This window comes from Ruegeria sp. BHSB056, assembly GCF_059613305.1.
On sequence record NZ_JBXWSG010000003.1, the window covers coordinates 1 to 24,772 of the forward strand.

27 protein-coding genes and 1 pseudogene are annotated in these 24,772 nt (G+C 57.1%); 14 read left to right on the forward strand and 14 right to left on the reverse strand.

The features are described from left to right. A pseudogene (locus AC2FND_RS01325) lies at positions 1–295 on the reverse strand (1-acyl-sn-glycerol-3-phosphate acyltransferase); the annotation flags it as partial. Between the two features lie 51 nt (positions 296–346). On the opposite strand from AC2FND_RS01325, the gene AC2FND_RS01330 reads away from it, so the two are divergent. The 3 genes from AC2FND_RS01330 to deoD all read left to right on the forward strand — a co-directional run bounded on the left by AC2FND_RS01330 (position 347) and on the right by deoD (position 3,577). After that, a complete protein-coding gene (locus AC2FND_RS01330) occupies positions 347–2,407 on the forward strand; it encodes a methylmalonyl-CoA mutase family protein (protein ID WP_496767470.1) in 2,061 nt (686 codons plus the stop codon). Between the two features lie 123 nt (positions 2,408–2,530). Beyond that, the gene (locus tag AC2FND_RS01335) at positions 2,531–2,848 is read left to right on the forward strand and encodes an H-NS histone family protein (protein ID WP_496767471.1); all 318 of its coding nucleotides are present in this window, start codon (positions 2,531–2,533) and stop codon (positions 2,846–2,848) included. Between the two features lie 18 nt (positions 2,849–2,866). Next, positions 2,867–3,577: a purine-nucleoside phosphorylase gene (deoD, locus tag AC2FND_RS01340; protein WP_496767473.1), complete on the forward strand. Its 711-nt coding sequence runs from the start codon at positions 2,867–2,869 to the stop codon at positions 3,575–3,577. 24 nt (positions 3,578–3,601) lie between these two features. Here the strand turns inward: deoD and AC2FND_RS01345 are convergent, their stop codons facing one another. The 12 genes from AC2FND_RS01345 to AC2FND_RS01400 all read right to left on the reverse strand — a co-directional run bounded on the left by AC2FND_RS01345 (position 3,602) and on the right by AC2FND_RS01400 (position 12,746). Beyond that, positions 3,602–4,465: an urea carboxylase-associated family protein gene (locus AC2FND_RS01345; RefSeq protein WP_496767475.1), complete on the reverse strand. Its 864-nt coding sequence runs from the start codon at positions 4,463–4,465 to the stop codon at positions 3,602–3,604. A gap of 290 nt (positions 4,466–4,755) precedes the next feature. Then, entirely contained in the window at positions 4,756–4,896 is a 141-nt protein-coding gene (locus AC2FND_RS01350) for a hypothetical protein (RefSeq protein WP_209506507.1), read from the reverse strand. Between the two features lie 122 nt (positions 4,897–5,018). After that, positions 5,019–5,798, reverse strand: coding sequence for a succinate dehydrogenase iron-sulfur subunit (locus AC2FND_RS01355; RefSeq protein ID WP_152456842.1), 780 nt, complete (start codon positions 5,796–5,798; stop codon positions 5,019–5,021). Between the two features lie 31 nt (positions 5,799–5,829). Next, positions 5,830–6,456 carry a sulfotransferase gene (locus tag AC2FND_RS01360; protein ID WP_209598641.1) on the reverse strand — a complete coding sequence of 209 codons (627 nt, stop codon included), beginning with the start codon at positions 6,454–6,456 and terminating at the stop codon, positions 5,830–5,832. Between the two features lie 96 nt (positions 6,457–6,552). Beyond that, positions 6,553–8,358 (reverse strand): succinate dehydrogenase flavoprotein subunit, encoded by a 1,806-nt coding sequence (sdhA, locus tag AC2FND_RS01365; protein WP_209506511.1) that lies wholly within the window; start codon positions 8,356–8,358, stop codon positions 6,553–6,555. An 18-nt stretch (positions 8,359–8,376) separates the two neighbouring features. Beyond that, positions 8,377–8,748 (reverse strand): succinate dehydrogenase, hydrophobic membrane anchor protein, encoded by a 372-nt coding sequence (sdhD, locus tag AC2FND_RS01370; protein WP_209506513.1) that lies wholly within the window; start codon positions 8,746–8,748, stop codon positions 8,377–8,379. 13 nt (positions 8,749–8,761) lie between these two features. After that, positions 8,762–9,148: a succinate dehydrogenase, cytochrome b556 subunit gene (gene sdhC, locus AC2FND_RS01375; RefSeq protein ID WP_496767477.1), complete on the reverse strand. Its 387-nt coding sequence runs from the start codon at positions 9,146–9,148 to the stop codon at positions 8,762–8,764. Between the two features lie 215 nt (positions 9,149–9,363). Then, on the reverse strand, positions 9,364–10,026 hold the full coding sequence (locus AC2FND_RS01380) for a DUF1194 domain-containing protein (RefSeq protein WP_209506517.1): 663 nt from the start codon (positions 10,024–10,026) through the stop codon (positions 9,364–9,366). Between the two features lie 54 nt (positions 10,027–10,080). After that, positions 10,081–11,109: a MaoC family dehydratase gene (locus tag AC2FND_RS01385; protein ID WP_496767479.1), complete on the reverse strand. Its 1,029-nt coding sequence runs from the start codon at positions 11,107–11,109 to the stop codon at positions 10,081–10,083. Further along, positions 11,109–11,315, reverse strand: a complete 207-nt coding sequence (locus AC2FND_RS01390) for a DUF1737 domain-containing protein (protein ID WP_209506521.1) — start codon at positions 11,313–11,315, stop codon at positions 11,109–11,111. Before AC2FND_RS01390 ends, AC2FND_RS01385 begins: the two co-directional genes overlap by 1 nt. Positions 11,316–11,330: 15 nt before the next feature. Further along, a complete protein-coding gene (locus AC2FND_RS01395; protein ID WP_496767481.1) occupies positions 11,331–11,882 on the reverse strand; it encodes an NnrU family protein in 552 nt (183 codons plus the stop codon). A gap of 6 nt (positions 11,883–11,888) precedes the next feature. Next, positions 11,889–12,746 (reverse strand): HpcH/HpaI aldolase/citrate lyase family protein, encoded by an 858-nt coding sequence (locus AC2FND_RS01400; RefSeq protein WP_496767482.1) that lies wholly within the window; start codon positions 12,744–12,746, stop codon positions 11,889–11,891. Positions 12,747–12,915: 169 nt separating this feature from the next. Here AC2FND_RS01400 and AC2FND_RS01405 point away from each other — a divergent pair, with 169 nt between their 5' ends. Continuing rightward, positions 12,916–13,221: a hypothetical protein gene (locus AC2FND_RS01405; RefSeq protein WP_209598644.1), complete on the forward strand. Its 306-nt coding sequence runs from the start codon at positions 12,916–12,918 to the stop codon at positions 13,219–13,221. Here AC2FND_RS01405 and AC2FND_RS01410 read toward each other — a convergent pair whose 3' ends face one another. Continuing rightward, on the reverse strand, positions 13,222–13,977 hold the full coding sequence (locus AC2FND_RS01410) for a sulfite exporter TauE/SafE family protein (protein ID WP_496767484.1): 756 nt from the start codon (positions 13,975–13,977) through the stop codon (positions 13,222–13,224). A 161-nt stretch (positions 13,978–14,138) separates the two neighbouring features. Here AC2FND_RS01410 and mdh point away from each other — a divergent pair, with 161 nt between their 5' ends. The 10 genes from mdh to AC2FND_RS01460 all read left to right on the forward strand — a co-directional run bounded on the left by mdh (position 14,139) and on the right by AC2FND_RS01460 (position 24,771). Then, positions 14,139–15,101 carry a malate dehydrogenase gene (gene mdh, locus AC2FND_RS01415; protein ID WP_209506532.1) on the forward strand — a complete coding sequence of 321 codons (963 nt, stop codon included), beginning with the start codon at positions 14,139–14,141 and terminating at the stop codon, positions 15,099–15,101. A 308-nt stretch (positions 15,102–15,409) separates the two neighbouring features. Then, entirely contained in the window at positions 15,410–16,603 is a 1,194-nt protein-coding gene (gene sucC / locus AC2FND_RS01420; protein WP_267363198.1) for an ADP-forming succinate--CoA ligase subunit beta, read from the forward strand. Positions 16,604–16,682: 79 nt separating this feature from the next. Then, positions 16,683–17,216, forward strand: a complete 534-nt coding sequence (locus AC2FND_RS01425; protein ID WP_480506734.1) for a hypothetical protein — start codon at positions 16,683–16,685, stop codon at positions 17,214–17,216. 131 nt (positions 17,217–17,347) lie between these two features. Beyond that, a complete protein-coding gene (locus AC2FND_RS01430; RefSeq protein WP_496767486.1) occupies positions 17,348–18,175 on the forward strand; it encodes a glycosyltransferase family 25 protein in 828 nt (275 codons plus the stop codon). 13 nt (positions 18,176–18,188) lie between these two features. Next, on the forward strand, positions 18,189–19,070 hold the full coding sequence (sucD, locus tag AC2FND_RS01435; protein ID WP_209506539.1) for a succinate--CoA ligase subunit alpha: 882 nt from the start codon (positions 18,189–18,191) through the stop codon (positions 19,068–19,070). 121 nt (positions 19,071–19,191) lie between these two features. Further along, positions 19,192–19,503, forward strand: a complete 312-nt coding sequence (locus tag AC2FND_RS01440; protein WP_170712664.1) for a hypothetical protein — start codon at positions 19,192–19,194, stop codon at positions 19,501–19,503. Between the two features lie 2 nt (positions 19,504–19,505). Further along, positions 19,506–20,045, forward strand: a complete 540-nt coding sequence (locus tag AC2FND_RS01445; protein WP_496767487.1) for a DUF805 domain-containing protein — start codon at positions 19,506–19,508, stop codon at positions 20,043–20,045. Continuing rightward, the gene (locus tag AC2FND_RS01450) at positions 20,042–22,999 is read left to right on the forward strand and encodes a 2-oxoglutarate dehydrogenase E1 component (protein WP_496767488.1); all 2,958 of its coding nucleotides are present in this window, start codon (positions 20,042–20,044) and stop codon (positions 22,997–22,999) included. Before AC2FND_RS01445 ends, AC2FND_RS01450 begins: the two co-directional genes overlap by 4 nt. 3 nt (positions 23,000–23,002) lie before the next feature. Beyond that, on the forward strand, positions 23,003–24,499 hold the full coding sequence (odhB, locus tag AC2FND_RS01455) for a 2-oxoglutarate dehydrogenase complex dihydrolipoyllysine-residue succinyltransferase (RefSeq protein WP_496767490.1): 1,497 nt from the start codon (positions 23,003–23,005) through the stop codon (positions 24,497–24,499). Positions 24,500–24,501: 2 nt separating this feature from the next. After that, positions 24,502–24,771 (forward strand): hypothetical protein, encoded by a 270-nt coding sequence (locus AC2FND_RS01460; protein WP_209598650.1) that lies wholly within the window; start codon positions 24,502–24,504, stop codon positions 24,769–24,771. Position 24,772 lies beyond the last annotated feature (1 nt).

The window sequence follows — 24,772 nt, forward strand, 5'->3', positions numbered from 1 at the left end:
GTGCTTGCTCGGATGCGACGGCTTCGGGTATTCCGGTTTCAAGGGCGTGATGCTGGACCGCTTTTCCGACCTGTGGATCATAAATCAGCCGTTGAATCATGTCGTGCCGGCGGGCCAGCTTGAACGGTTGGATCGGACGTTGCAGGCGCTGGTTCAAACGCGCCACGGCACGTTCCAACCGGCGGCGGAAGAACCACCGGACTGACGGGAACAGGAAATGTGAAGCGAAAGTAACCATGGCAAAGACCACGATCAGCACAAAAAGCCAAAGCGGAAGTTCCACGGTTTGCGTCATGGCCGCACCTTGCCACCAAACGCAGCTACTCACAATCTGAACAATTGCAGGATGCCGCAACGCAGCGAATTGACATGTCCCGAAAATTGCGCTTTAGAACCCGTAGACGTAATTTTATTGCCCACCGAAACGCGAGGCCCCTTCATGACGCAGATGCAGAAAGATCGCCCCTGGCTCATCCGGACCTATGCCGGTCATTCTACCGCCAAGGCCTCGAACGCGCTTTATCGTGGCAACCTTGCCAAAGGGCAAACCGGTCTTTCGGTTGCCTTCGATCTGCCCACCCAGACCGGATATGACAGTGACCACACGTTGGCACGTGGCGAAGTTGGCAAGGTCGGGGTCCCCGTTTGCCATCTGGGCGATATGCGGGTTTTGTTCGATCAGATTCCATTGGAACAGATGAACACGTCTATGACGATCAACGCCACCGCCCCTTGGTTGCTTGCCCTTTACATCGCAGCGGCCGAGGAACAGGGCGCTGACGTTTCCAAGTTGCAGGGCACGGTCCAGAACGACCTGATCAAGGAATATCTGAGCCGGGGCACTTATGTTTGCCCGCCAAAACCGTCGCTCAAGATGATCGCGGACGTGGCCGAGTATTGCTATACCAATGTTCCGAAATGGAACCCGATGAACGTGTGCTCGTATCACCTGCAAGAGGCGGGCGCAACGCCAGAGCAGGAGCTCGCGTACGCCCTGGCCACTGCCATCGCCGTGCTGGACGAATTGCGCCCACGAGTACCTGCCGAGGATTTCCCGGCGCTCTGCGGCCGGATTTCCTTTTTTGTGAATGCCGGCATCCGCTTTGTCACCGAAATGTGCAAAATGCGTGCCTTCGTGGATCTTTGGGATGAGATTCTGCAACAACGCTATGGTGTTGAAAATCCGAAGTTCCGCCGATTCCGGTATGGCGTGCAGGTGAACTCTCTGGGTCTGACCGAGCAACAGCCTGAAAACAACGTCTACCGCATCCTGATCGAGATGCTGGCCGTAACCCTGTCGAAGAATGCACGCGCCCGTGCGGTGCAGTTGCCCGCCTGGAACGAGGCGCTTGGCCTGCCACGCCCTTGGGATCAGCAATGGTCCATGCGGATGCAGCAGATTCTGGCCTATGAAACTGATCTGCTGGAATTCGATGATCTGTTCGATGGCAACCCGGCTGTTGATGCCAAGGTCGAAGAACTGAAAGCAGGTGCACGCGCAGAACTGGCGAACCTGGATTCGATGGGCGGTGCGGTTGCGGCAATCGAGTATATGAAATCCCGCCTTGTGGATTCCAACGCTGAACGTCTGAACCGGATCGAACGCAACGAAACCGTCGTCGTCGGCGTGAACAAATGGATGGAAGGCGAGGCTTCGCCCTTGCAGACCGAAGATGGCGGCATCATGGTCGTAGATCCTGCCGTGGAACAGGAACAGATCGACCGCCTGAATGCGTGGCGGGCTGAGCGGGACGAAGCGGCTGTTGCAGCGACCTTGGCCGCATTGCGCCAGGCTGCTCAGACAGGAGCGAACGTCATGGAGCCGTCCATTGCCGCTGCCAAGGCTGGTGTGACAACCGGAGAGTGGGCCGAAGAGATGCGCAAGGTCTTCGGCACTTATCGTGGCCCGACCGGTGTTTCCGGATCGGTCTCGAATAAGACCGAAGGGTTGGAGGACCTGCGCACGGCGGTTGATGCTGTCAGCGACAAACTGGGACGGCGCCTGAAGTTCCTGGTTGGAAAACCGGGGTTGGACGGCCATTCCAACGGCGCCGAACAAATCGCGTTCCGTGCCCGCGACTGCGGCATGGATATCAGCTATGAGGGTATCCGGTTGACCCCGGAAGAAATTGTCACCTCAGCCTGTGACGGTGACGCACACGTCATCGGGCTGTCGATCCTGTCCGGCAGCCATCTGCCTTTGGTAGAAGATGTAATGGATCGGCTGCAAAAGGCTGGGCTGTCTCACATTCCCGTGGTTGTCGGCGGAATTATTCCTGATGAAGATGCCGCAAAATTGAAAGCAATGGGTGTATCCAAGGTTTACACCCCCAAAAACTTTGAACTTAATGCGATCATGAGCGATATCGTAACGCTGGTAGACCCCAAAAACCTCGCAGCCGAGTAACTGAGGTTTTAGACTCCTAATTCTCCGTTTCTTCCCATTGGATATTTGGGATGGAATAAACCATTCGTTAGAATTACGGTGCGCGTTCAAGTGCACCGTAAATATATCCTTCGGAGATGAATGATGGGGATCAATCTTGAACAGATGTCGCGTAAAGACCTTATGGCACTGCGTGACGATGTCGAAAAAGCCTTGGTAGGAGCCGAAAAACGCGAGCGCCGTGAGGCATTGAAAGCCGCTGAAAAGGCCGCCGCGGAATTCGGGTATTCGCTATCCGAGCTTTCAGGCGACGCACCCCGCGCATCCAAGCAAAAGAAAACAAAAGAAAAATACCGCAATCCTGCCAATCCGGAACAAACCTGGACAGGTCGCGGCCGCAAGCCGAAATGGGTGCATTATGCGTTGCAGGCGGGTGCCGATATTTCCGATCTTGAAATCTGATCAGGGCGGATCAAAACAATGACAATCCATATAGGCGCTGAAAAAGGCGAAATTGCAGAAACTGTTCTATTACCCGGAGATCCTTATCGGGCGAAATGGGCAGCCGAGACGTTTTTGGACGATGTGAAACAAGTCAATAACGTCCGGGGGATGCTTGGGTTTACCGGAAATTGGAAGGGAAATCCTGTAACGATACAGGGTAGCGGCATGGGAATGCCCTCGCTCTCTATTTACGTAAATGAGTTAATTCGTGATTACGGTGCAAAAACCCTGATCCGAATTGGGTCGTGTGGCGGAATGCAGGACAGTGTCAAAATTCGAGACGTCATTCTGGCATTGACTTCGACAACGCTGAGCACGCCGTCACGCGGTATCATGAAAGAACTGAACTTTGCGCCCTGCGCCGATTGGAGTTTGTTGCAGGCGGCAGCAAAGGCGGCGGCTGCCAAAGGGACTCCTACCCATGTCGGTGGGATTTATTCTTCGGACGTTTTCTATGATGAGCGCCCGGACCTGAATGAACAGATGGTGCGTCACGGGATTCTTGGCGTCGAAATGGAGGCGGCCGAGCTCTATATCCTGGCAGCGCGCCACAAATGTCGTGCTCTGGCAGTTCTCACTGTTTCCGATCACCTTCTGACGGGAGAAGCTCTGCCATCCTCGGAACGTGAAAGCAGCTTTGGAGACATGGTGGAAATCGCGCTACAGGCCGCATTCCCGGGCAACTAGCAGTAAGGTGGGTGCCCGCAGATCCTAACGCCCGTGCGTGCGATCATAGCCATTGCGCGCCGGGCTTTCCCAGCCATCCAGGTCTGTGGCCGTCGCGGCAAATGTTTCGACCAACAAGGGATAACACGCGGCGGTGTCAGAGGAATGTTCCGAGGAACAATCCCCACCCGGACAGGCGCTGAGATTGCCAAGCAAATCGATCTCGGCAAAGAATTCCAGATAGTCGCCGGGGCGAACGGGCGATGCTTTCATGAAATACCGCCCTGTATCCCGAGTGAAACCGGTACACATGAAGACGTTCAAAACGTCGTGCACCGCGGGTTCGGCCTCATCCATCGGGATATTCAGATGATCCGCCAGCGCGCGGGTCAGGTTGGAATGGCAACAGTGGTGATACTGCGTGCCGGACAGCAAGTTGCCCGTATATGGATCACAACGCGTACCGATTACGTCATGAACCGATCCCCCATAGGCATCGATCCCGTACCACTCCAGTGTATCCGCTATGATGGTGGCCATCGGGCGCAGATGTGGGAAACTGGACCACATCCGCTCTCCGATGGTCAGGTGCGTGCCATGCAGAGCCCGCGTCTTTCCGGAATAAAAGCGCTCCGACAAATCATTGCGGTTCCACAAATTCAAATCGCCAACCTGCGGGCCTTCAACCGATGTGATGCGAAAGAAATGCCCGGCAGGTACATCAAAGCAGCGCGCCTCACGCGGAGGAACCAGGACTTCGCCGGTTTTGGCTGCCCGTTGGCGCACAGATCTCATCCAGGGCAAATCTGGTCGCGGCAATGCATCGTTCGGATAACAAATGACAGGGGCGACCGAACGACGGGCTTCGGCATCTTCTGGGGGGCGGGCAATATTCTCAGAACCGGTCATGGCGTGCAGAGTGGCGGATTCTCTGGCTCGCGAAAAGCCCTATATTCAACCCTCACTTCCCTTAAGACAGCGCATAGGTTGGTCCGTCGCAGCGTCTTCCGCTCCACAAAAGCTGCACCGCCAGATGCCCTGACGTCTGTCCTGCCGCCAGCGACAATCACGTGTCAGCGTTGAATGGCGCGAGCGCCAAAAAAAATAGGCGAACACTGCGGCGGCCAACAAAAGCAGAAGAACAGGCATTCCTCTGCTTTGCCGATTGACCAAAGCTTTTCAAGGGCTGTCGTATTTGATCAGGCCGCGTTTGCGTATTCGAACAGCTCGGGCTCTTTGTCGGCTTTAACCGGCTCCGGTGTGTAGTAGGCCCATGCCTGCTCCAGAAGATTCAGGGCCTCTTTGGCGTCGATTTTTTGTTTGGAAGTGTTTGTATTCATCGGAGTGATCCTGACTCGAACTCATCACTCCTCCCTGACCAAAAAATAAGGCAATGCAGCCGGGGCTACATCGCCTTATTTTGCAAGATCGACATGCGCTTACCGCAATGCGGCGCAGGTGCTTAAACCGCGCGTTCAACCATCATCTTCTTAATCTCGGCTATCGCCTTGGCCGGGTTCAAGCCTTTGGGACAGGTCTTGGCGCAATTCATGATGGTGTGGCAGCGATAGAGCTTGAACGGGTCTTCCAGCTCGTCCAGGCGCTCGCCCGTGGCCTCATCCCGGCTGTCGATGATCCAGCGATAAGCATGCAGCAGAGCAGCAGGGCCAAGATACCGGTCGCCGTTCCACCAGTAGCTGGGGCAAGAGGTCGAGCAGCTGGCGCACATCACACACTCATAGAGACCATCCAGCTTTTTCCGATCTTCAATCGACTGCTTCCATTCCTTTGCAGGACGGTTGGTTTTGGTTTCCAGCCACGGCATGATCGACGCATGCTGGGCATAAAAATGGGTCAGATCAGGGATCAGGTCTTTGACCACAGGCATATGCGGCAGCGGATAAATCTTTACGTCGCCCTTGATCTCATCCATGCCATAGATACAGGCCAGCGTGTTGATCCCGTCGATATTCATCGCGCACGAGCCGCAAATACCTTCTCGGCATGAACGGCGAAATGTCAGGGTCGGATCGATTTCGTTCTTGATCTTGATCAGCGCGTCCAAAACCATCGGCCCGCACGTGTCCATATCGACAAAGTAGGTATCTACACGGGGGTTCTGACCATCATCTGGGTTCCAGCGATAGATCTGGAACTTGCGCACATTGGTCGCGCCATCCGGCTTTGGCCAGGTCTTGCCGGTCGTAATCCGGGAATTTTTGGGCAGGGTCAGTTGAACCATGTCAATTCTCCATTCAGCACAAGGCCGCCTTTCAGCCTGTCCGGGCGCGCTGGGACGCCCCTCGGTTATAATGCCCCCAATGGGCGATGTTCACGTCAAAATCCGGCGCGAGCCAGTCCGCAACGCGTTGCGGATCATCACAGTCGATATCAAAGCGCAGGAAGCGCGGGTTGCCGTTAAAATAGGCTTCTACCTCGGCATGGTGCACATCATACATATGCGCCCAGCCGCGTTTCACTTCATCCACACTCAGGCCATTGGCTTTGCAACACCGATCCAGATACCCGCCACCGGAATGGTTGGCACGCGAAACAATCCAGTCATCCTTGTCCCGTGTGTTCAGCAAGAAATAGGCATCCGGGTAAGCAGCATGCAATTCACGGAAGAAACGCGCCCCGTCCAGCATGAAGCGGGGATTGACAAAAGCGATGTCTGTGAAGGCCCGCACCGCTCCGAACCCGTCCAGTGGTCGTCGCCCCATGGCAATGTTGGTCAACATCCGGTGCGCAAGATTTCGACCTTGGTCATCTTCCCAATGAACCGACGGTATCCCGCTGTTCTGGAACAGTCTGTGAAACGAGGTCGTCGCACAGCGGTTCAGCCCGATCAGGATAATCTTGGGATCGCCTGAACCGGATTGCAGGACCTCGACCGTCATGACAAGCACCGGACACGGATCGACCGCTGGCCAATGGCCGTTGCGGTCTTCGTGTGTATTTGGCGCTTGCTCACCATTGCCTGCTGTCCGAGCCTTTTAGAACGTACGTGCCTTGGGCGCGATTTTCTTCAGGCTGATGCCACCTTCGTCTTCGGTCGTCAGCGGATCGACGATCACGGGACGATAGCTGAGCTCAACCTTGTTGCCTTCGACCCGGCTAACCGTATGAACGCGCCAATTTTCGTCATCACGTGCAGAGAAATCCTCGTGCGCGTGGGCACCACGGGATTCTTTGCGCGCCTCTGCGCCGACGATCGTGGCCAGCGCGTTGGGCATCAGGTTGGTCAGCTCCAGCGTTTCCATCAGGTCACTGTTCCAGACCAGCGACCGGTCGGTGACTTTCAGATCGTCCATCTTGGCAGCGATTGCCGTCATCTTCTCGACGCCTTCGGCCATGGTCTTGGCGGTACGGAACACGGCAGCATCCGCCTGCATGGTTTTCTGCATTTCAAGCCGTAATTCTGCGGTCGGGATGGAACCGCTGGCGTTGCGCACCGCGTCGAACCGGTCAAAGGCCTTATCGACCGATACCTGGTTCAGAACCGGGTTCGCAGCTTCCGCATCCACGACTTTGCCTGCCCGGATCGCCGCCGCGCGGCCAAAGACCACAAGGTCAATCAGCGAGTTCGAGCCCAAGCGGTTCGCGCCGTGGACCGAGGCGCAACCGGCCTCGCCCACTGCCATCAGGCCCGGCACCACAGCTGTCGGGTTCTCGGCCGTTGGGTTCAGAACTTCACCCCAATAGTTTGTGGGGATACCGCCCATGTTGTAATGCACGGTTGGCAGAACCGGGATCGGTTCCTTGGTGACATCCACGCCGGCAAAGATCTTGGCGCTTTCCGAAATGCCGGGAAGACGTTCTGCCAAAGCCTCGGCTGGCAGGTGGCTGAGGTTCAAGTGAATATGATCCCCTTCCGCACCGACACCACGGCCTTCGCGGATTTCCATTGTCATTGAGCGCGAGACATAGTCACGCGGCGCGAGGTCCTTGTACTGGGGCGCATACCGCTCCATGAACCGTTCACCTTCCGAGTTGGTCAGGTAACCACCCTCGCCACGCGCTCCTTCAGTGATCAGACAGCCCGAACCGTAGATGCCGGTGGGGTGGAACTGAACGAATTCCATATCCTGCAAGGCCAGCCCAGCACGGGCCACCATGCCGCCGCCATCGCCGGTGCAGGTATGGGCCGAGGTCGCGCTGAAATAGGCGCGGCCATAACCGCCGGTCGCCAGCACAACCATCTTGGCATTGAAGACATGCATCGTACCATCGTCCAGCTTCCAGCAGACAACACCCTGACACTGGCCGTCATCGGACATGATCAGGTCGATGGCGAAGTACTCGATGTAAAACTCAGCATTGTTCTTCAGCGACTGACCATAGAGCGTATGAAGGATCGCGTGGCCGGTCCTGTCCGCAGCGGCACAGGTGCGCTGTACTGCCGGGCCTTCGCCGAATTCAGTAGTGTGACCACCAAACGGGCGTTGATAGATCTTACCCTCTTCGGTTCGGCTGAACGGAACGCCATAGTGTTCCAGTTCGTAAACAGCCTTGGGTGCTTCCCGTGCGAGATACTCCATCGCATCGGTGTCGCCCAACCAGTCCGAGCCCTTCACAGTGTCGTACATGTGCCATTGCCAATGGTCGGGGCCCATATTCGACAGCGACGCGGCAATGCCACCCTGCGCGGCCACGGTATGAGAACGGGTTGGGAAAACCTTGGTCACGCATGCCGTGCGCAGACCTTGCTCCGCCATACCCAATGTCGCCCGCAGACCGGCCCCACCGGCGCCGACAACGACCACGTCATATTCATGCGTTTCGTATTCGTATGCAGCCATTTCTTTCAGCTCCGGGAATTAAAGGGCAATGCGCGCGATGGCGAAGATGCCGGCCGCAGCCGCACCGTAGGACAGGCAGGTCACCAGAATGATCAGGACCTTCTCAAGCGTGCCGTGAACATAGTCTTCAAGCATCACCTGCGCACCGTCCGCAAAGTGTTTAAAGCCAACCGCCAGCGTCAGTGCTGCCACGATGGCAGGGAAAGGTCGCGAGTAGTAGTCAAGAACGACTTCGAATGGCTGGCCCAGGATCGGACCAAAGGTGAATACAAACAACGGCACAAGGATCAGCAAAGCAACCGAGCTGACTTTCATCGCCCAGAAATGGGCAGTGCCGGATTTCGCCGAGCCAAGTCCAGCGGCGCGTTTGCGGTCGGTCAGATAACGCATGTCAGGCCTCCAATCACGCGACGAGGACAAGGGTCAGAAGGGTCAAAACGACTGATCCGATGACAACAGCCCAACCCAGTTTGGTCGCCGTCGGAATATCCAGACCAACCGCATTGTCCCAGATCAGATGCCGCACACCGGCCAACGTGTGATACCAAAGCCCCCAAACGGACAGCGCCATCACAAGGTCTCCAAGCATCGAGGTTATTACCCCATTCGCTACTGCAAACTCTTCGGGCGAGGTTGCTGCGGCCAGAAACCACCAGACGATCAACAGAGCTGCGAGCAGAAGGGCGTTACCGGTGATGCGCGTCAGGATGGACGTGATCGACGTCAGCTGCGGGCGATAAATCGACAGATGCGGCGAAAGTGGGCGATTGCCCCGATTTACATCGGCCATGGCGGCTCCTTTTCGGTTGGCTACCGAACGTTTTACTGGTTTTTGCGACACTGTCACGTGCTGCGAGTGCAAAAACCATCAAATTGCGCTCAATTACACGGATAAATCAATTATGTGATCACACAAAATAATCTCGTGATCACATATTACATTCCGCGCTGTCAATGTTAGCGTTTTCAAGGCCGAAGAGATGTGATCACGAATCTCTCAAACCGTCATTTCAGGTCTGCCGTTTGCCGCGTCACTTCGCGCAGCAGTTTTCGGCGAATTCGTTCCGGGTAATCCGCGAACCCGGTGGCAGAAACGACAAAGGCACCTTCGCCCACGATGACATTCTCAAAGAAATATGCCGTCAGGTCCGGTTCGCTTTCCTCAATAGCCAGCGCGTTGACAACGATCCCCTCGGCGCGCAGGGCCGCATGAACCCGCGTCGGTTCAATCCCTTCATTGGACACACCGTCCCCTGACAGGTCAATCAGATGCCGTCGGCAGTCGGAAACCGAATCGAATGAACTCAGGGTCATTTGAAGCGCCTCGCCGATAGCCGTCGAAAAATTCCGCCAGATGCGCGGATCGGCGGCAACCTGGCCTGCAAACTGATCCAGCGTGGCAAAGCTATCGATATGTGTCCAGGGAATAGTGATCCGCTGGCGCGATGAGCCGGTCCATTGCACCAGCATCAGCCGCGCCTGCCCCCGCACCAGTGCCTCGGACACGATCGGGTCGCGCAAACCGGCGGCCAACCCATCCATCTGGATGCGGTATTCGCTGCTATCGACCGAACCAGAAACATCCACGGCCAAAGCCAAGGCCAGATCGCAGGCCTGAGCCGCCGGTGCCAGAATAACGCTGGCCAATATCGCGCGTAGCAGGTTCATTGTGCAAACCTATCACGCCTTGCAAGCCGTGGCGTCACATATCCGTCAGATCGCTTATTTGGGCATCAATGCCCAATAGTCGAGATCCAGCAGAACGTCTGGCAGGTACCGCCCTTCTTCGTTCTTCAGCTTGAACGGATCACCTCCCTTGGTCGCGACCAGACGCAATCGTACTGCGCCTATGCCGGGAACCCCAGTTTCCGCTTTGTCCAGAACTTCGGACCATGCCTTGATCGTATCACCCGCAAAACAAGGGTTAGCATGGGCGCCACCATTCAAGCCGACAATCATCTGCGCATTTGCAAGGCCATTGAAGGACAAAGTCCGCGCCATCGAGATTACATGCCCACCATAAATGAGCCTGCCTTCCGGACGGAACGTCAGGTCGTAATGCACCTTGGCGGTGTTCTGCCACAGACGTGTGGCAAGCATATGTTCGGCCTCTTCGACGGTGACACCGTCCACATGATCGATGGTTTCACCGATCTCATAATCGCCCCAGCGATGCACCTCGCCCGCAAGGCCAAAATTGTAGTTTGAAAAATCAAGCCCTTCCGGCACGATCAGGTCCTGCGGATCAAGCGCCGCCTTCAAATCAGGAACAACTGTCTCGGGCGCGGGTGCATCTACGTTTGCCTTGCGCACCATGACCCAGCGCACATATTCAAGAACCACCTCGTTCAACTGGTTCAACCCTTGGGTACGAACCCAGACAACACCGGTTTTTCCGTTGGAATTCTGCTTCAGGCCAATAACGTCTGATACGGATCGCAGCGTGTCGCCAGCATAAACGGGCTTCAGCCAACGACCTTCGGCATAGCCCAGATTGGCAACTGCGTTCAGGGAAATATCAGGCACGGTCTTGCCAAACACGATGTGGAACGCGGCCAGATCATCAATCGGGCTTTCCGGCAACCCACAGTCCCGGGCAAATTCATCCGAAGAGTAAAGCGCATGACGTGCCGGATAGAGCGCGTGATACAAGCCGCGCTCTCCCTCGGTCACGGTGCGAGGTACTGCATGCTGCAACACCTGCCCTACAGAATAGTCCTCGAAAAATCGGCCCGGATTAGTTTTCGCCATTACTGCTGTCCCAGTTTCATGTCGGGGGAATAATCGGCCTCGACCTCTTTGGTCACGGCCTGCGCGCAACGCATTACATTGCCGTTGGCATCAAAGGCGTAAGCCGGGTCGCCATACAGCTCCCATCCCTTTGACAGGGCGTCGGACACCTTGTGGCAGAAGGCCGAAGTGTCTTCTTCGGTCAGCAAGCGATAAAGTTTCGACATCAAATCAAATCCTTATCAGCCGAACGGAGACGGGCCAACCAGCCCGTGGATGTACCCGATAATTCCCATCAGAACGATCGAAGCCACAAAGAACATCGCATCCTTGCCGTAAGTGCCAGGCTCTGCCGGGGTCCACTCGGGTTCAGACTTGTTGATTACAATGACTTCGACCACCGCCCAGGCCAGAAGGCCACCAAACAGGATGATCGAGGCCAGATCGCCGTTCACCAACAGGTGCGCAAAAGCCCACAGTTTGAACCCGCCCAGCATCGGGTGGCGCAGCTTGTTCAGCAGCCGGCCTTTTGTGCCCGCAGGGCTCATCATATAAATCGCGATCAAAACCAACAGGTTGTTGACGTGAACAAGAAAGGTTGGCGGCGCCCAAACATGGATGAAGTCGGTCATGCGATACCCGAAGATCATCAGTAGGATCGACGCGACCAAAGCCAGGGCAACAGCGCCTTTACCCGCGTCACCCATTGCGGCGCGGCGTTCAGGTGCCACACGTTTGAACAGATGCGCCCCCCACCACAGCGCCACACCCAAGATCAGAAGAACAAAGCCCATGCTGGCCTACCCCGCTTGCAAAGCTAATATCGCCTCTGCTTTTGCCAGAATTTCACGAGCAGTTACAACGTGCAGATTTTCGACAATCTTGCCATCAACAACGGCGACCCCTTGGCCAAGGGCTTCGGTCTCTTCAAAGGCCGAGATCTGGCGACGAGCCAGGTCGATCTCGTCTTCCGATGGCGCGAAGGCGGTATTTGCCACTTCGACCTGGGCCGGGTGGATCAGCGTTTTGCCATCAAAGCCCATATCGCGGCCCTGCGCACATTCGAAAGCCAGACCTTCGACATCCTTGAAGGCGTTGTAAACGCCGTCGATGATAATCAGCCCTTCGGCCTTGGCGGCCAGCAAGCACAGCCCTAACGAGGTCATCATAGGCAGGCGATCTGGGCGGAAGCGGGTTTGCAACTCTTTCGCCAGATCATTTGTTCCCATCACGAATCCGGCCATCAGCGGATGCGCGGCGATTTCTGCCGCGTTCAGCATTCCACGCGGGGTTTCCATCATGGCCCAGATCGGCAGATCTCCGGTGATTGCTGCCAGCGCATCCAAGTCAGCCGCCGAATTCACCTTAGGTAACAGGACCACGTCGGCGTCCATGTCACGCACAGCCTCGGCATCCGCACGGCCCCATTCAGTGTCCAACCCGTTGATCCGTACGATTTTGACCCGCGCCCCGTACCCTCCGGCAGCCAAAGCCGCCTTGAGCGTTTCGCGCGCATTGTCCTTTTCGTCGGCTGCGACCGCATCTTCCAGATCAAAGATGATTGCATCTACCGGCAGAGTGCGAGCCTTTTCCAAAGCCCGATCCCGGGACCCGGGGATATAGAGAACCGAACGATAGGGGCGCTGACGAGGATCCATGGACCACTCCCATTGTAATAAAGTTGCGCAGAATGGGGCATTTTTTACCGGAAAGTTCAAGCCAAAAATTGCCGCACCGCAGCAAACAGGACGCAACGTGCTTTGCCTTAACAGAATTTCGGCCCCTGCGCCGCACCCTGACCGGCAGAGAGAACCGAAAGGATTCGGGATGCGAAAGACAATGTTCAAGATGACGATGGGACTTGGGATCATGGTTCTGGCGGCACAACAGGTACAGGCCCAGGGGCAAAACTGCGCACCGCGAGAAGATGTGCTGACAAGATTGACTGACACTTATGACGAAACGCGCAGGGGCTATGGTCTGGCCCAGCAAGGCGCGGTCATGGAGCTTTTCGCCTCAACTCAACGCGGCAGCTGGACCATCACGGTGACTTTTCCCAACGGGGTCACCTGCCTTGTCGCTTCGGGGCAATCTTTCGAGGCTGTAGCCGAAGCGCTGCCCCCGAACGCCTGATCAGGTAAGTGCGTCCCAGATCAGCTTACCGCCGGTAAGGGTCAGCAACACATAGGCAATTCCAAAGAACAGGCGTTCGGACAACATGAAATGTGCGCGGACGCCCAGCCAGGCACCGAGAACAGCAAACGGTGTTAACAGCATATCGGCCCATGCCGTCTGCCATGTGAACATGCCCAGATAAGCGTAGGGTACGAACTTTACGATATTTATCACCCAGAAAACCAATACTGTACTGGCTTGAAACTCGGTCTTGGTCAGCCGTTGGGACAATAGGTAAACGGCAGCCGGAGGGCCTCCGGCATGGCTGACGAAGCTGGTGAATCCCGCGACCAGCCCTGCAAACAGGCCAGCGGAGGGTGGCAACCGTCTGGCAAACCCGCGCACCCAGCCTTTTGACTGTGCGATGTGCCAGATCACAAACCCAACAGAGATGCCGCCGATCAGCAGGCGCAGCAGGTCATCATCCGTTGAACGGTAAAGCCATGCCCCCATTGCCACACCGGGTACAGCACCTAGGATCAGCACGCGTGCATCCCTCCAGCTCCACCGCTTCCAATAAGGGCCCAAAGTGGCCACATCGATCACCATCAGAATCGGCAGCATCAGGGCCAGGGCTTGCCCGGGCGTTAGGATCAAGGCCAGAATCGATGATGACGCAAAGGCCACGCCCGAGCCGAAACCGCCCTTCGAGATTCCCGCAAAAATCACCGCCGGGATCGCCACAGCAAAAAACATCAGGTTCAATTCGAACATCCACCAACCCCGGTTTTGGCTTGTCTCAAAGGCCCTTTAGCGCAACCACATAGGGTCTCGCAAACGGTATGCGGTTGTATGCCACGTCGCAGAACTCTTGCCTAATGCCGTTTTAGCGAATAGCACAGCCGCGATTTCAAAACCGACTGGAGATATTCCAAATGGCCAGACCCAAGATTGCGCTGATCGGCGCGGGGAACATCGGCGGCACGCTTGCGCATCTTGCAGCTGTCAAAGAACTGGGTGACGTTGTCCTGTTTGACATCGCTGACGGGCTGCCACAGGGCAAGGCGCTCGACATCGCCGAGTCAGGCCCGTCCGAAGGCTTTGACGCAACGATGAAAGGCACCAGCGACTATGCTGATATCGCCGGGGCGGATGTTTGCATCGTGACCGCAGGCGTAGCCCGCAAGCCGGGCATGAGCCGCGATGACCTGCTGGGCATCAACCTGAAAGTCATGAAATCGGTCGGCGAAGGCATCGCAGCACACGCGCCCGATGCGTTCGTGATCTGTATCACCAACCCGCTGGATGCCATGGTCTGGGCGCTGCGCGAATTCTCGGGCCTGCCGCACAACAAAGTCTGCGGCATGGCTGGCGTGCTGGATTCAGCACGTTTCGCGCATTTCCTGTCGGAAGAGTTCAACGTCTCGATGCGCGATGTAACCGCGTTCGTATTGGGCGGCCACGGCGACACCATGGTGCCGTCGGTTCGTTACTCGACCGTTGCTGGCATCCCGCTGCCTGATCTGGTTGAAATGGGCTGGACCTCGCAAGAAAAGCTGGATGCCATCGTACAGCGCACCCGTGATGGTGGCGCCGAAATCGTCGGTTTGCTGAAAACCGGATCGGCTTATTACGCGCCCGCCACCTCGGCGATCGAAATGGCCGAAGCCTATCTGAAAGACCAGAAGCGTGTTCTGCCTTGTGCGGCGTACTGCAGCGGTGAGTTGGGTGTTAACGGCCTTTATGTCGGGGTGCCGACAGTCATCGGCGCTGGTGGCGTCGAGCGCATTGTGAACATCAAGCTGAACGAAGACGAGCAAGCCGGCTTCGACAACTCGGTCAACGCCGTGAAGGGCCTGATCGAGGCGTGCAAAGGTATCGACAGTTCACTGGCATAAAACTACCAGACAATCCGAATTTGAGGCCGGCCCAATTCTGGGCCGGTTTTCATTTACCACCCCGGAACCCGGCCGCATATGTTGGCGCAAACGTCCCAAATCCCTTTTTTCGAATGTGATTTCAAAAAACTGTGCAGGAATATCGAATCAATCGATGACACTCGAATTTTTGTGATCACACCCTAAAAACCCGTGATCACAAATGTTGAAAATCTTCGACAATTTCCCGTTGCAGGTCAAAAAACCCTTTAAATTTGCCCGCTAGACACGCCTATAACGGTTAAACGCAGTCAGACGGGACAATTTCGATGAACATTCACGAATATCAGGCCAAGGCTCTTCTTCGCAGCTACGGCGCTCCGGTCTCCGATGGTCGCGCCGTATTGCGCGCCGAGGAAGCCAAAACCGCAGCCGGTGAACTGGATGGGCCGCTTTGGGTCGTCAAGGCGCAGATTCACGCGGGTGGCCGCGGCAAAGGCTCGTTCAAAGAAGCCGATGCTGGTGAAAAAGGCGGTGTCCGGCTGACGAAATCGGTCGAGGAAGCGGCCGAAGAAGCCAAGAAGATGCTGGGGCGCACTCTGGTCACCCATCAGACGGGTCCGGCAGGCAAGCAGGTCAACCGCATCTATATCGAAGCCGGTTCCGGCATCGAGCGTGAACTGTACCTGGCTCTGCTGGTAGATCGTCAGACCAGCCGTATCTCGTTTGTCTGCTCGACCGAAGGCGGTATGGACATCGAAGAGGTTGCTGCCGCGACGCCCGAGAAAATCCTGTCCTTCTCGGTTGACCCGGCCACCGGCTACCAACCCTACCACGGTCGCCGCATCGCGTTTTCGCTGGGGCTTGAGGGCGCGCAGGTCAAGCAATGTGTCAGGCTTATGGGCATCCTCTACAAAGCCTTCGTCGAGAAGGATATGGAGATGCTCGAGATCAACCCGCTGATCGTATCCGACAGCGGCGACCTGAAAGTGCTGGATGCCAAAGTTGGCTTTGATGGCAACGCAGTCTACCGCCACCCAGATATCGCTGAACTGCGCGACACGACCGAGGAAGACCCCAAGGAACTGGAAGCCAGCAAATACGACTTGAACTACATCGCACTGGATGGTGAGATTGGCTGTATGGTGAACGGTGCCGGTCTGGCGATGGCCACGATGGACATCATCAAGCTTTATGGGGCCGAGCCTGCCAACTTCCTCGACGTGGGCGGCGGTGCGACCAAAGAGAAGGTGACCGAAGCGTTCAAGATCATCACCTCGGACCCGCAGGTCAAAGGCATTCTGGTCAATATCTTCGGCGGCATCATGCGCTGTGACGTCATCGCCGAGGGCGTGGTGGCTGCGGTGAAAGAGGTTGGGCTGCAAGTTCCGCTGGTCGTGCGTCTGGAAGGCACCAATGTCGAGAAAGGCAAAGAGATCATCAACAATTCGGGTCTGGACGTGATCGCGGCGGACAACCTGAAAGACGGTGCCGAGAAGATCGTGAAGGCGGTTAAGGGTTGAGCAGAGTGGGAGGAAGATTTGCAGAAATGCAAACCTTCCTCTGTCCTCGGGATGAGTATCACTTTCAAAGGCCGATTGAATGAATTTCCAGAAGATCTCCTTGGCAACCGCAATTCTTTTAGCTGGTTGCACGAACGCGCCGGTAACACGAAGCAGTGCAATTGAAGAAGCGAGTGTGCTGTTTGAAACGGTCTGCATGGCCAGCTTGGGTAATCCTTCTCAAGCAACTCAAACGCTGGAGAACTCAGGCCTTGAACGTATTTCTAACACGTCCGAGGGAGGAACTCGGTTCTTCAGTGAGCCGAATTGGATCTATGCAGTCACCGGAACCAGAACTTCTGATTTTGGAACCAGGGGCAGGGTCGAGTATGACTACTGCTATATCGCGTCGAAAAACCTAACTTCCACTGACGTAGAAGAAATACAAAAGCGGATGGCTGCAAAGCACATCGATGGTTCATCTACTTATCAGACGACCAGAAGCTCTTCGAGAACTACGCTGAGAGCCGACAAACCCATTGCAGGGCGAAATGTCTACATCGTCTCCGGGCAACCTCCGAAACAACCCGCTGGACAGCAATACTCGTCCATCGAACTTCAACAGATAAGATAGCAAGCGAAGGAGCCACTAAAATGGCAGTCCTCATCGACGAAAATACCAAAGTGATCTGTCAGGGCTCTACCGGCTCGCGGACCAAATCGCTGTTGGTACAGACTGCCTGATCTGACTGGAAATGTAACCCCATGACCATCCCCATCTTCCTCATAGGCCTAGAACGCGCCACCGGGCGGGCGCGTTTGATGGCGCAGGAGCTGCAAAAGGCAGGCCTGTCGGCAACGCGCATCAACGCTGTTGATTGCGACGCCGCCACCCGTGAGGAGTTCCTGCGTGAATGCCGGTCTGAGGGACCTTGGGGTTATTTCCATACCAAGGACATGGCCTGCACCCTCAGTCACGCTAAAGCGTGGGAGGCCGTTGTCGCCTCTGGCGCGGAGCAGGCTTTGATACTTGAGGATGATGTTTTCCTGTCGCCAGAACTGGCGGATTGGTTGAACGATGCATCCTGGTGGCCAGAGGATGCCGATATCGTGCGGTTCGAACGCTGGCGCAGCACAAAGCTTTACCTCGCACTTGAGCGCAAAAGCTCATCCCATCTGGGTCGGGAACTGCGCCTGATGCACTCACGCCACCCCGGCGGTGCCGCATATGCGTTGACCCGAAATGCGGCAGAACATTTCCTGGCGCAAAAGCCCTATGACATCACGCTGGATGGCCTGTTGTTCAACCCATCAGCCTCGGCTGCGGCGCGTCGGGTCAATGTCTATCAGGTGGTTCCTGCGATGGTCGAGCAAGGCAACGAGGCGCCGGGCGAAATCCAGATGGGTGCCCCCCGCGCACGCCCTACGGGCTGGCCGCTGGTCCGACAAAAAATCAGGCGCGGTGTCGCCGAAATCAGCAGCGGCCTGCGCACGATGGCCAACCTGGTCCTTGGTCGCGCCACGCTTCAGAAAATTACCTATGCGCCGCAGGTTCTTCCAGCGGCAGAACCCTATCAATCCAACACCGCCTAGAGAAAGGGACAAAATGGCAGTCCTCATCGACGAAAACACCAAAGTGATCTGTCAGGGCTTTACCGGCTCGCAAGGTACATTCCACAGCGAACAGGCCATTGCCTATGGCACCAAGATGGTTGGCGGCGTAACCCCCGGCAAAGGCGGGATGGAGCATTTGGGCCTGCCCGTGTTCAACTCGGTCCACGAGGCAAAGCACGTGACCGAAGCCAACGCATCGGTGATCTACGTACCGCCCCCATTCGCGGCGGACTCGATCCTCGAAGCGATTGATGCCGAGATGGAAGTGATTGTCTGCATCACCGAAGGTATCCCGGTTCTGGACATGATGAAAGTGAAACGCGCGCTGGAAGGCAGCAAGTCGCGCCTGATCGGCCCGAACTGCCCCGGTGTCATCACGCCCGACGCCTGCAAGATCGGCATCATGCCCGGCCATATTCACAAACGCGGGAGCGTGGGTGTCGTTTCCCGCTCGGGTACACTTACTTATGAAGCCGTGAAACAGACAACGGACGTAGGACTGGGCCAGTCCACCTGTGTGGGCATTGGCGGCGACCCGATCAAAGGAACTGAGCATATCGACGTGCTGGAATGGTTCCTGGCGGACGACGAAACCACGTCGATAATCATGATCGGTGAGATCGGCGGCTCGGCCGAGGAAGAGGCTGCGCAGTTCCTGGCCGATGAGGCCAAGAAAGGCCGCAAAAAGCCGGTTGCAGGTTTCATCGCAGGCCGCACGGCCCCTCCGGGCCGCCGCATGGGCCACGCGGGCGCGATTGTTGCCGGTGGCAAGGGCGGTGCCGAGGACAAGATCGAAGCCATGCGCTCAGCCGGTATCGTCGTGGCCGAAAGCCCGGCGCAGCTGGGTGAGGCTGTTCTGGAAGCGATTGGCTGATGGAAAGCCGACTCTCCACAGGCGCTGAGGGCAGCGCCCGACCCTGGGTGGGTGCTGCAAGCGCCCTCCCGGGGGGAGGGTCGGGCGCTGCCCGGCGATGCCGCCGGGCGGGGCATCTAAGATGAGGTTTCTCAAGATCATAGGCTTTCTGTGCTGCCTTCTAGGCGGCTTTTTTGCCTTGTTGTTCTGGGCCGTGTCGTTTCCAGAGCGCTTGGCTCAGGAAGAAGCGCCAGACGGGGTCAGAGTGGTCTTGGTCGATTTTCCAAGCGATCCGAACATCGTGTCCTATGATCCAAGTCTGATTTCTTCGGATGCATTGTTCACATTTGGCAGGCAGCTTTGCGGCGATACGCCGGTTGTTTCAGAGTTGGAGCCGACATTCCTTGACAGGTTGCGCGACAATCAGCGCGCGAGCATAGTTTGCGGGTTATGAAGATGACCTTCTCTGACGCCATCCGCACCTGTTTCTCCAAATTCTTCACCTTCTCGGGTCGTGCCTCGCGGCCTGAATACTGGTTCTTTTTCCTGTTCATCTTGATCTGGAGCATCATCGCCGGGGTCATTGATCTGAAGTTTTTCACGCAGGTCGCGGTGTCCGAGACCGAGGCGTCTACATCCGTTGCGGCCACGTCCTCGGGGCCGGTGCAGAGCATTGTCGGCCTGATTGTCTTCTTCCCGCATCTGGCTGTCGCCTGGCGGCGGATGCATGATACCGGGCGCAGCGGGCTTTATGCCTTGTTGCCGATCCTGCTGATCCTTGGTGCTTTGGCCGTCCTGATCTTTGGCATCGGCCTTGCCAGCCAGTTCCATGGCGGCACGCTGGACATCCTGCTGACCGAGGCCACGTTGCTTATCGTCATCCCGACACTCATCGTTCTGGTGGTGTCACCCCTTCTGGTGCTCTGGTGGCTGGCCCGTCCCAGCGAACCCGGCACCAACAAATACGGTCCCAACCCAACAGAGGTAGCCCCATGACCGAACACAGCCCTAACGACCAGTTTCATGCCTCGAGCTTTATGCAGGGGCATAATGCCGAATATCTGGAACAGCTTTATGCCCAATACACCAAGGATCCCGGTGCGGTGGATGCCGCATGGGGCGCGTTCTTTGATGCCATGGGTGATGCCGCACCCGATGTTCAGCGCGAAGCCGACGGTCCGTCCTGGGCGCGCACCGACTGGCCTCCGATGCCTGCAGATGACCTCACGGGCGCGCTGACCGGGGAATGGGCCGAGATTGACGCCAAAGCGGCGGGCAAGAAGATCAAGGACAAGGCGGCTGACAAGGGGGTCGAGGTCAGCGACGACCAGATCAAACGTGCGGTGCTGGACAGTTTGCGGGCACTGATGCTGATCCGGGCCTATCGCATCCGGGGCCATCTCGCCGCGGATCTGGACCCGCTGGGCATGCGTGCTGCCAGCACACATCCTGAGCTGGACCCGAAGACTTACGGTTTCACCGATGCCGACATGGATCGCCCGATCTTTATCGACAACGTACTGGGATTGCAGGTCGCTTCGATGCGGCAGATCGTTGAGATCGTGAAACGCACATATTGCGGCACTTTTGCGCTGCAATACATGCATATCTCGAACCCCGAGGAAGCCGCGTGGCTGAAGGAGCGGATCGAGGGCTATGGCAAGGAAATCGCATTCACCAAAGAAGGCCGCAAGGCGATCCTGAACAAAATGGTCGAGGCCGAGGGCTTTGAGAAGTTCCTGCACGTCAAGTACATGGGCACCAAGCGGTTCGGTCTGGACGGAGGCGAGGCGCTTATCCCGGCGATGGAACAGATCATCAAGCGCGGTGGCGCGCTTGGCCTCAGTGACATCGTCATCGGGATGCCGCACCGGGGCCGCCTGAACATTCTGGCCAACGTGATGGGCAAACCTTATCGCGCGATTTTCAACGAATTCCAGGGCGGTAGCTTCAAGCCCGAAGACGTGGACGGCTCTGGCGATGTGAAATATCACCTCGGTGCCTCCAGCGATCGCGAATTCGATGGCAACAGTGTGCACCTGTCACTGACCGCCAACCCCTCTCACCTTGAGGCGGTAAACCCGGTGGTTCTGGGTAAGGTCCGCGCCAAGCAAGACCAACTGGGCGATACAGATCGCACAAGGGTCATGGCGATATTGCTGCACGGTGATGCGGCCTTTGCCGGTCAGGGTGTTGTGGCCGAGGGCTTTGGCCTGTCCGGCCTGAAAGGGCACAGAACCGGCGGCACAATGCATATCGTGGTGAACAACCAGATCGGGTTTACCACCGCGCCACATTTCAGCCGCTCAAGCCCCTATCCCACCGATATCGCGCTGATGGTCGAGGCCCCGATCTTCCATGTGAACGGTGACGACCCCGAGGCGGTAGTTCACGCCGCGAAGGTGGCGACCGAGTTCCGCCAGAAGTTCCATAAAGATGTGGTTCTGGACATCTTCTGCTATCGCCGGTTTGGCCATAACGAGGGCGATGAGCCCATGTTCACCAACCCGATCATGTACAAGAAGATCAAGACCCATAAGACAACGCTTTCCTTGTATACCGAGCGGCTGGTCAAGGACGGCCTGATCCCCGAGGGTGAGATCGAAGATATGAAGGCCGCCTTTCAGGCCCACCTGAACGACGAGTTCGAAGCCGGGAAAGACTACAAACCCAACAAGGCCGATTGGCTGGATGGGCGCTGGTCGCATCTTGACAAGAACAAGGATGATTATGTCCGGGGTGAAACAGCGATCTCGGCAGAGACACTGGCGGAAATCGGAGCCGCACTGACCAAAGCTCCTGACGATTTCGCAATGCACAAAACCGTTGGGCGGTTGCTGGAACATAAGAAGCAGATGTTCGAGACCGGTGCAGGTTTTGACTGGGCCACGGGTGAGGCACTGGCGTTTGGATCGTTGCTGACCGAAGGATATCCCGTGCGTCTGGCCGGGCAAGATGCAACGCGGGGCACGTTCAGCCAGCGTCACTCTGGGTTTGTTCATCAGGAAACCGAAGAACGGTATTACCCGCTTAACAACATCCGTGCCGGGCAATCCCAATACGATGTTATCGACTCGATGCTGTCCGAATACGCGGTGCTGGGTTTCGAATACGGCTATTCGCTGGCAGAACCGAACGCTCTGGTTCTGTGGGAGGCGCAGTTCGGCGACTTTGCCAACGGAGCGCAGATCATGTTCGACCAGTTCATCAGCTCGGGTGAAAGCAAGTGGCTGCGGATGTCCGGTCTGGTCACATTGCTGCCACACGGGTTCGAAGGGCAAGGCCCGGAACACTCGTCAGCGCGTCTGGAACGGTTCCTGCAAATGTGCGGTCAGGACAACTGGATCGTGGCGAATTGCACGACACCGGCGAACTATTTCCACATCCTGCGCCGTCAGTTGCACCGGACCTTCCGGAAGCCACTGATCCTGGTGACACCGAAGTCACTGCTGCGTCATAAGCTGGCCGTCAGCACGGCGGATGACTTTACCACTGGGTCCAGCTTCCACCGGGTGCTGTGGGATGATGCGCAGAAGGGCAACTCTGACACCAAGCTGGTGGCCGATGACAAGATCAAGCGCGTCGTCATGTGTTCCGGCAAAGTCTACTTCGACCTGCTGGAGGAACGCGATGCGCGTGGCATCGACGACATCTACCTGATGCGGATCGAACAATTCTATCCGTTCCCGGCACATTCACTGATCAACGAACTCGAACGGTTCAAGAATGCCGAGATGGTCTGGTGCCAGGAAGAGCCCAAGAACCAGGGTGCGTGGACCTTTATCGAACCCAACATCGAATGGGTCCTGTCCCGTATCGATGCAAAACACACTCGCCCGACCTATGCCGGTCGCGCCACATCGGCCTCGCCCGCAACGGGGCTGGCCAGCCAACACAAAGCCCAACAAGAAGCGCTGGTTAACGAAGCGCTGAGCATTGAAGGAAAGTAAGCGATGACGATTGAAGTTCGTGTTCCCACGCTTGGCGAATCGGTCACCGAAGCCACAGTTGCAACCTGGTTCAAAAAGCCCGGTGATGCGGTCGCCATGGATGAGATGCTGTGTGAGCTGGAGACAGACAAGGTCACCGTCGAGGTTCCTTCGCCGGCAGCGGGTGTAATGGGTGAAATCGTGGCAGCCGAAGGCGAAACCGTCGGTGTTGATGCCTTGCTGGCAACGATTGCGGCGGGCGAAGGCGCAGCCCCGGCGCCAGCCGCAGCCCCGGCAGCGGTACCTGCCGCATCAGGTGGGTCGGTTGGCGTGATGGTTCCGACACTTGGTGAGTCTGTGACGGAGGCAACCGTTTCGACCTGGTTCAAGAAGGTTGGCGACAACGTCGCGCAGGACGAGATGCTGTGCGAATTGGAAACCGATAAAGTCTCGGTTGAAGTTCCCGCACCGACTTCGGGTGTTCTTGCGGAAATCGTTGCTCCAGAAGGATCGACCGTGGATGCGGCTGCCAAGCTGGCTGTCATCTCCGGAGCAGCCGCTGGTGCAGCAGCCGCGCCGGCACAGGCAGCAGCGGCGGCGCCCGCAGCAACAAGCACCGGAAAAGACGTCGCAAACGCACCGTCCGCCCAGAAAGCAATGGCCGAAGCCGGACTGTCGGCTGATCAGGTCACCGGAACAGGCCGCGACGGTCGCATCATGAAGGAAGACGTGTCCAAAGCCGTCGCAGCAGTTTCGGCCCCGGCACCTGCGCCCGCCCCTGCAGCGCAAGCCCCACGCGCCCCGGTGGCCGCCGAAGACGAGGCCCGCGAAGAACGCGTGCGGATGACCCGCTTGCGCCAAACCATTGCCAAACGTCTTAAGGACGCACAAAACACCGCTGCGATCCTGACCACCTACAACGAAGTGGACATGACCGAGGTCATGGCCCTGCGCAATCAGTACAAAGACCAGTTCGAGAAGAAGCATGGCGTGCGTCTTGGCTTCATGTCCTTCTTCACCAAGGCCTGCTGCCATGCCCTGAAAGAAGTGCCCGAGGTGAATGCCGAGATCGATGGCAATGACATCGTTTACAAGAACTTCGTTCACATGGGCGTTGCTGCCGGTACACCGCAGGGTCTGGTGGTTCCGGTGATCCGCGACGCCGACAGCATGTCCTTTGCCGCGATCGAAAAAGCCATCGCCGAAAAGGGCAAGCGCGCCCGTGACGGCAAGTTGAGCATGGCTGAGATGCAGGGTGGCACCTTCACGATCTCGAACGGTGGTGTTTACGGCTCGTTGATGTCTTCGCCGATCCTGAACCCCCCGCAGTCGGGCATTCTGGGCATGCACAAGATCCAGGACCGTCCGATGGTCATCAATGGCGATATCAAGATCCGCCCGATGATGTATCTGGCCCTGTCCTATGACCACCGCATTGTTGACGGCAAAGGTGCCGTGACCTTCCTGGTTCGTGTGAAAGAGGCGCTGGAAGACCCGCGCCGCCTGCTGATGGATCTGTAACCATGGCGACACATGTACTCTGGCAGGCCGATGTGGCCGATTTCGACGCCTGGCTGAAGGTGTTCCGCGAGGATATGCCAATGCGCAAGGCCGCGGGTATCCGCGACCTGCATGTCTGGCGCGATCCCGATCAGAAAGACCATGCGATCGCGATGTTCGAGGTGATCAACCTGGAAAAGGCCAAGGCATTTTTCGGATCCGAGGAGTTGGCGATGCATCACGAACGCGGCGGTATCGCGCATATCTCGATCAAGCTGCTGGAACCTGTTTGAC

Coding starts and splice junctions, on each gene's coding strand:
- AC2FND_RS01330 (WP_496767470.1), top strand. CDS start 347: ATGCCGCAACGCAGCGAATTGACATGTCCCGAAAATTGCGCTTTAGAA.
- AC2FND_RS01335 (WP_496767471.1), top strand. CDS start 2,531: ATGGGGATCAATCTTGAACAGATGTCGCGTAAAGACCTTATGGCACTG.
- deoD (WP_496767473.1), top strand. CDS start 2,867: ATGACAATCCATATAGGCGCTGAAAAAGGCGAAATTGCAGAAACTGTT.
- AC2FND_RS01345 (WP_496767475.1), bottom strand. CDS start 4,465: ATGACCGGTTCTGAGAATATTGCCCGCCCCCCAGAAGATGCCGAAGCC.
- AC2FND_RS01350 (WP_209506507.1), bottom strand. CDS start 4,896: ATGAATACAAACACTTCCAAACAAAAAATCGACGCCAAAGAGGCCCTG.
- AC2FND_RS01355 (WP_152456842.1), bottom strand. CDS start 5,798: ATGGTTCAACTGACCCTGCCCAAAAATTCCCGGATTACGACCGGCAAG.
- AC2FND_RS01360 (WP_209598641.1), bottom strand. CDS start 6,456: ATGACGGTCGAGGTCCTGCAATCCGGTTCAGGCGATCCCAAGATTATC.
- sdhA (WP_209506511.1), bottom strand. CDS start 8,358: ATGGCTGCATACGAATACGAAACGCATGAATATGACGTGGTCGTTGTC.
- sdhD (WP_209506513.1), bottom strand. CDS start 8,748: ATGCGTTATCTGACCGACCGCAAACGCGCCGCTGGACTTGGCTCGGCG.
- sdhC (WP_496767477.1), bottom strand. CDS start 9,148: ATGGCCGATGTAAATCGGGGCAATCGCCCACTTTCGCCGCATCTGTCG.
- AC2FND_RS01380 (WP_209506517.1), bottom strand. CDS start 10,026: ATGAACCTGCTACGCGCGATATTGGCCAGCGTTATTCTGGCACCGGCG.
- AC2FND_RS01385 (WP_496767479.1), bottom strand. CDS start 11,109: ATGGCGAAAACTAATCCGGGCCGATTTTTCGAGGACTATTCTGTAGGG.
- AC2FND_RS01390 (WP_209506521.1), bottom strand. CDS start 11,315: ATGTCGAAACTTTATCGCTTGCTGACCGAAGAAGACACTTCGGCCTTC.
- AC2FND_RS01395 (WP_496767481.1), bottom strand. CDS start 11,882: ATGGGCTTTGTTCTTCTGATCTTGGGTGTGGCGCTGTGGTGGGGGGCG.
- AC2FND_RS01400 (WP_496767482.1), bottom strand. CDS start 12,746: ATGGATCCTCGTCAGCGCCCCTATCGTTCGGTTCTCTATATCCCCGGG.
- AC2FND_RS01405 (WP_209598644.1), top strand. CDS start 12,916: ATGCGAAAGACAATGTTCAAGATGACGATGGGACTTGGGATCATGGTT.
- AC2FND_RS01410 (WP_496767484.1), bottom strand. CDS start 13,977: ATGTTCGAATTGAACCTGATGTTTTTTGCTGTGGCGATCCCGGCGGTG.
- mdh (WP_209506532.1), top strand. CDS start 14,139: ATGGCCAGACCCAAGATTGCGCTGATCGGCGCGGGGAACATCGGCGGC.
- sucC (WP_267363198.1), top strand. CDS start 15,410: ATGAACATTCACGAATATCAGGCCAAGGCTCTTCTTCGCAGCTACGGC.
- AC2FND_RS01425 (WP_480506734.1), top strand. CDS start 16,683: ATGAATTTCCAGAAGATCTCCTTGGCAACCGCAATTCTTTTAGCTGGT.
- AC2FND_RS01430 (WP_496767486.1), top strand. CDS start 17,348: ATGACCATCCCCATCTTCCTCATAGGCCTAGAACGCGCCACCGGGCGG.
- sucD (WP_209506539.1), top strand. CDS start 18,189: ATGGCAGTCCTCATCGACGAAAACACCAAAGTGATCTGTCAGGGCTTT.
- AC2FND_RS01440 (WP_170712664.1), top strand. CDS start 19,192: ATGAGGTTTCTCAAGATCATAGGCTTTCTGTGCTGCCTTCTAGGCGGC.
- AC2FND_RS01445 (WP_496767487.1), top strand. CDS start 19,506: ATGACCTTCTCTGACGCCATCCGCACCTGTTTCTCCAAATTCTTCACC.
- AC2FND_RS01450 (WP_496767488.1), top strand. CDS start 20,042: ATGACCGAACACAGCCCTAACGACCAGTTTCATGCCTCGAGCTTTATG.
- odhB (WP_496767490.1), top strand. CDS start 23,003: ATGACGATTGAAGTTCGTGTTCCCACGCTTGGCGAATCGGTCACCGAA.
- AC2FND_RS01460 (WP_209598650.1), top strand. CDS start 24,502: ATGGCGACACATGTACTCTGGCAGGCCGATGTGGCCGATTTCGACGCC.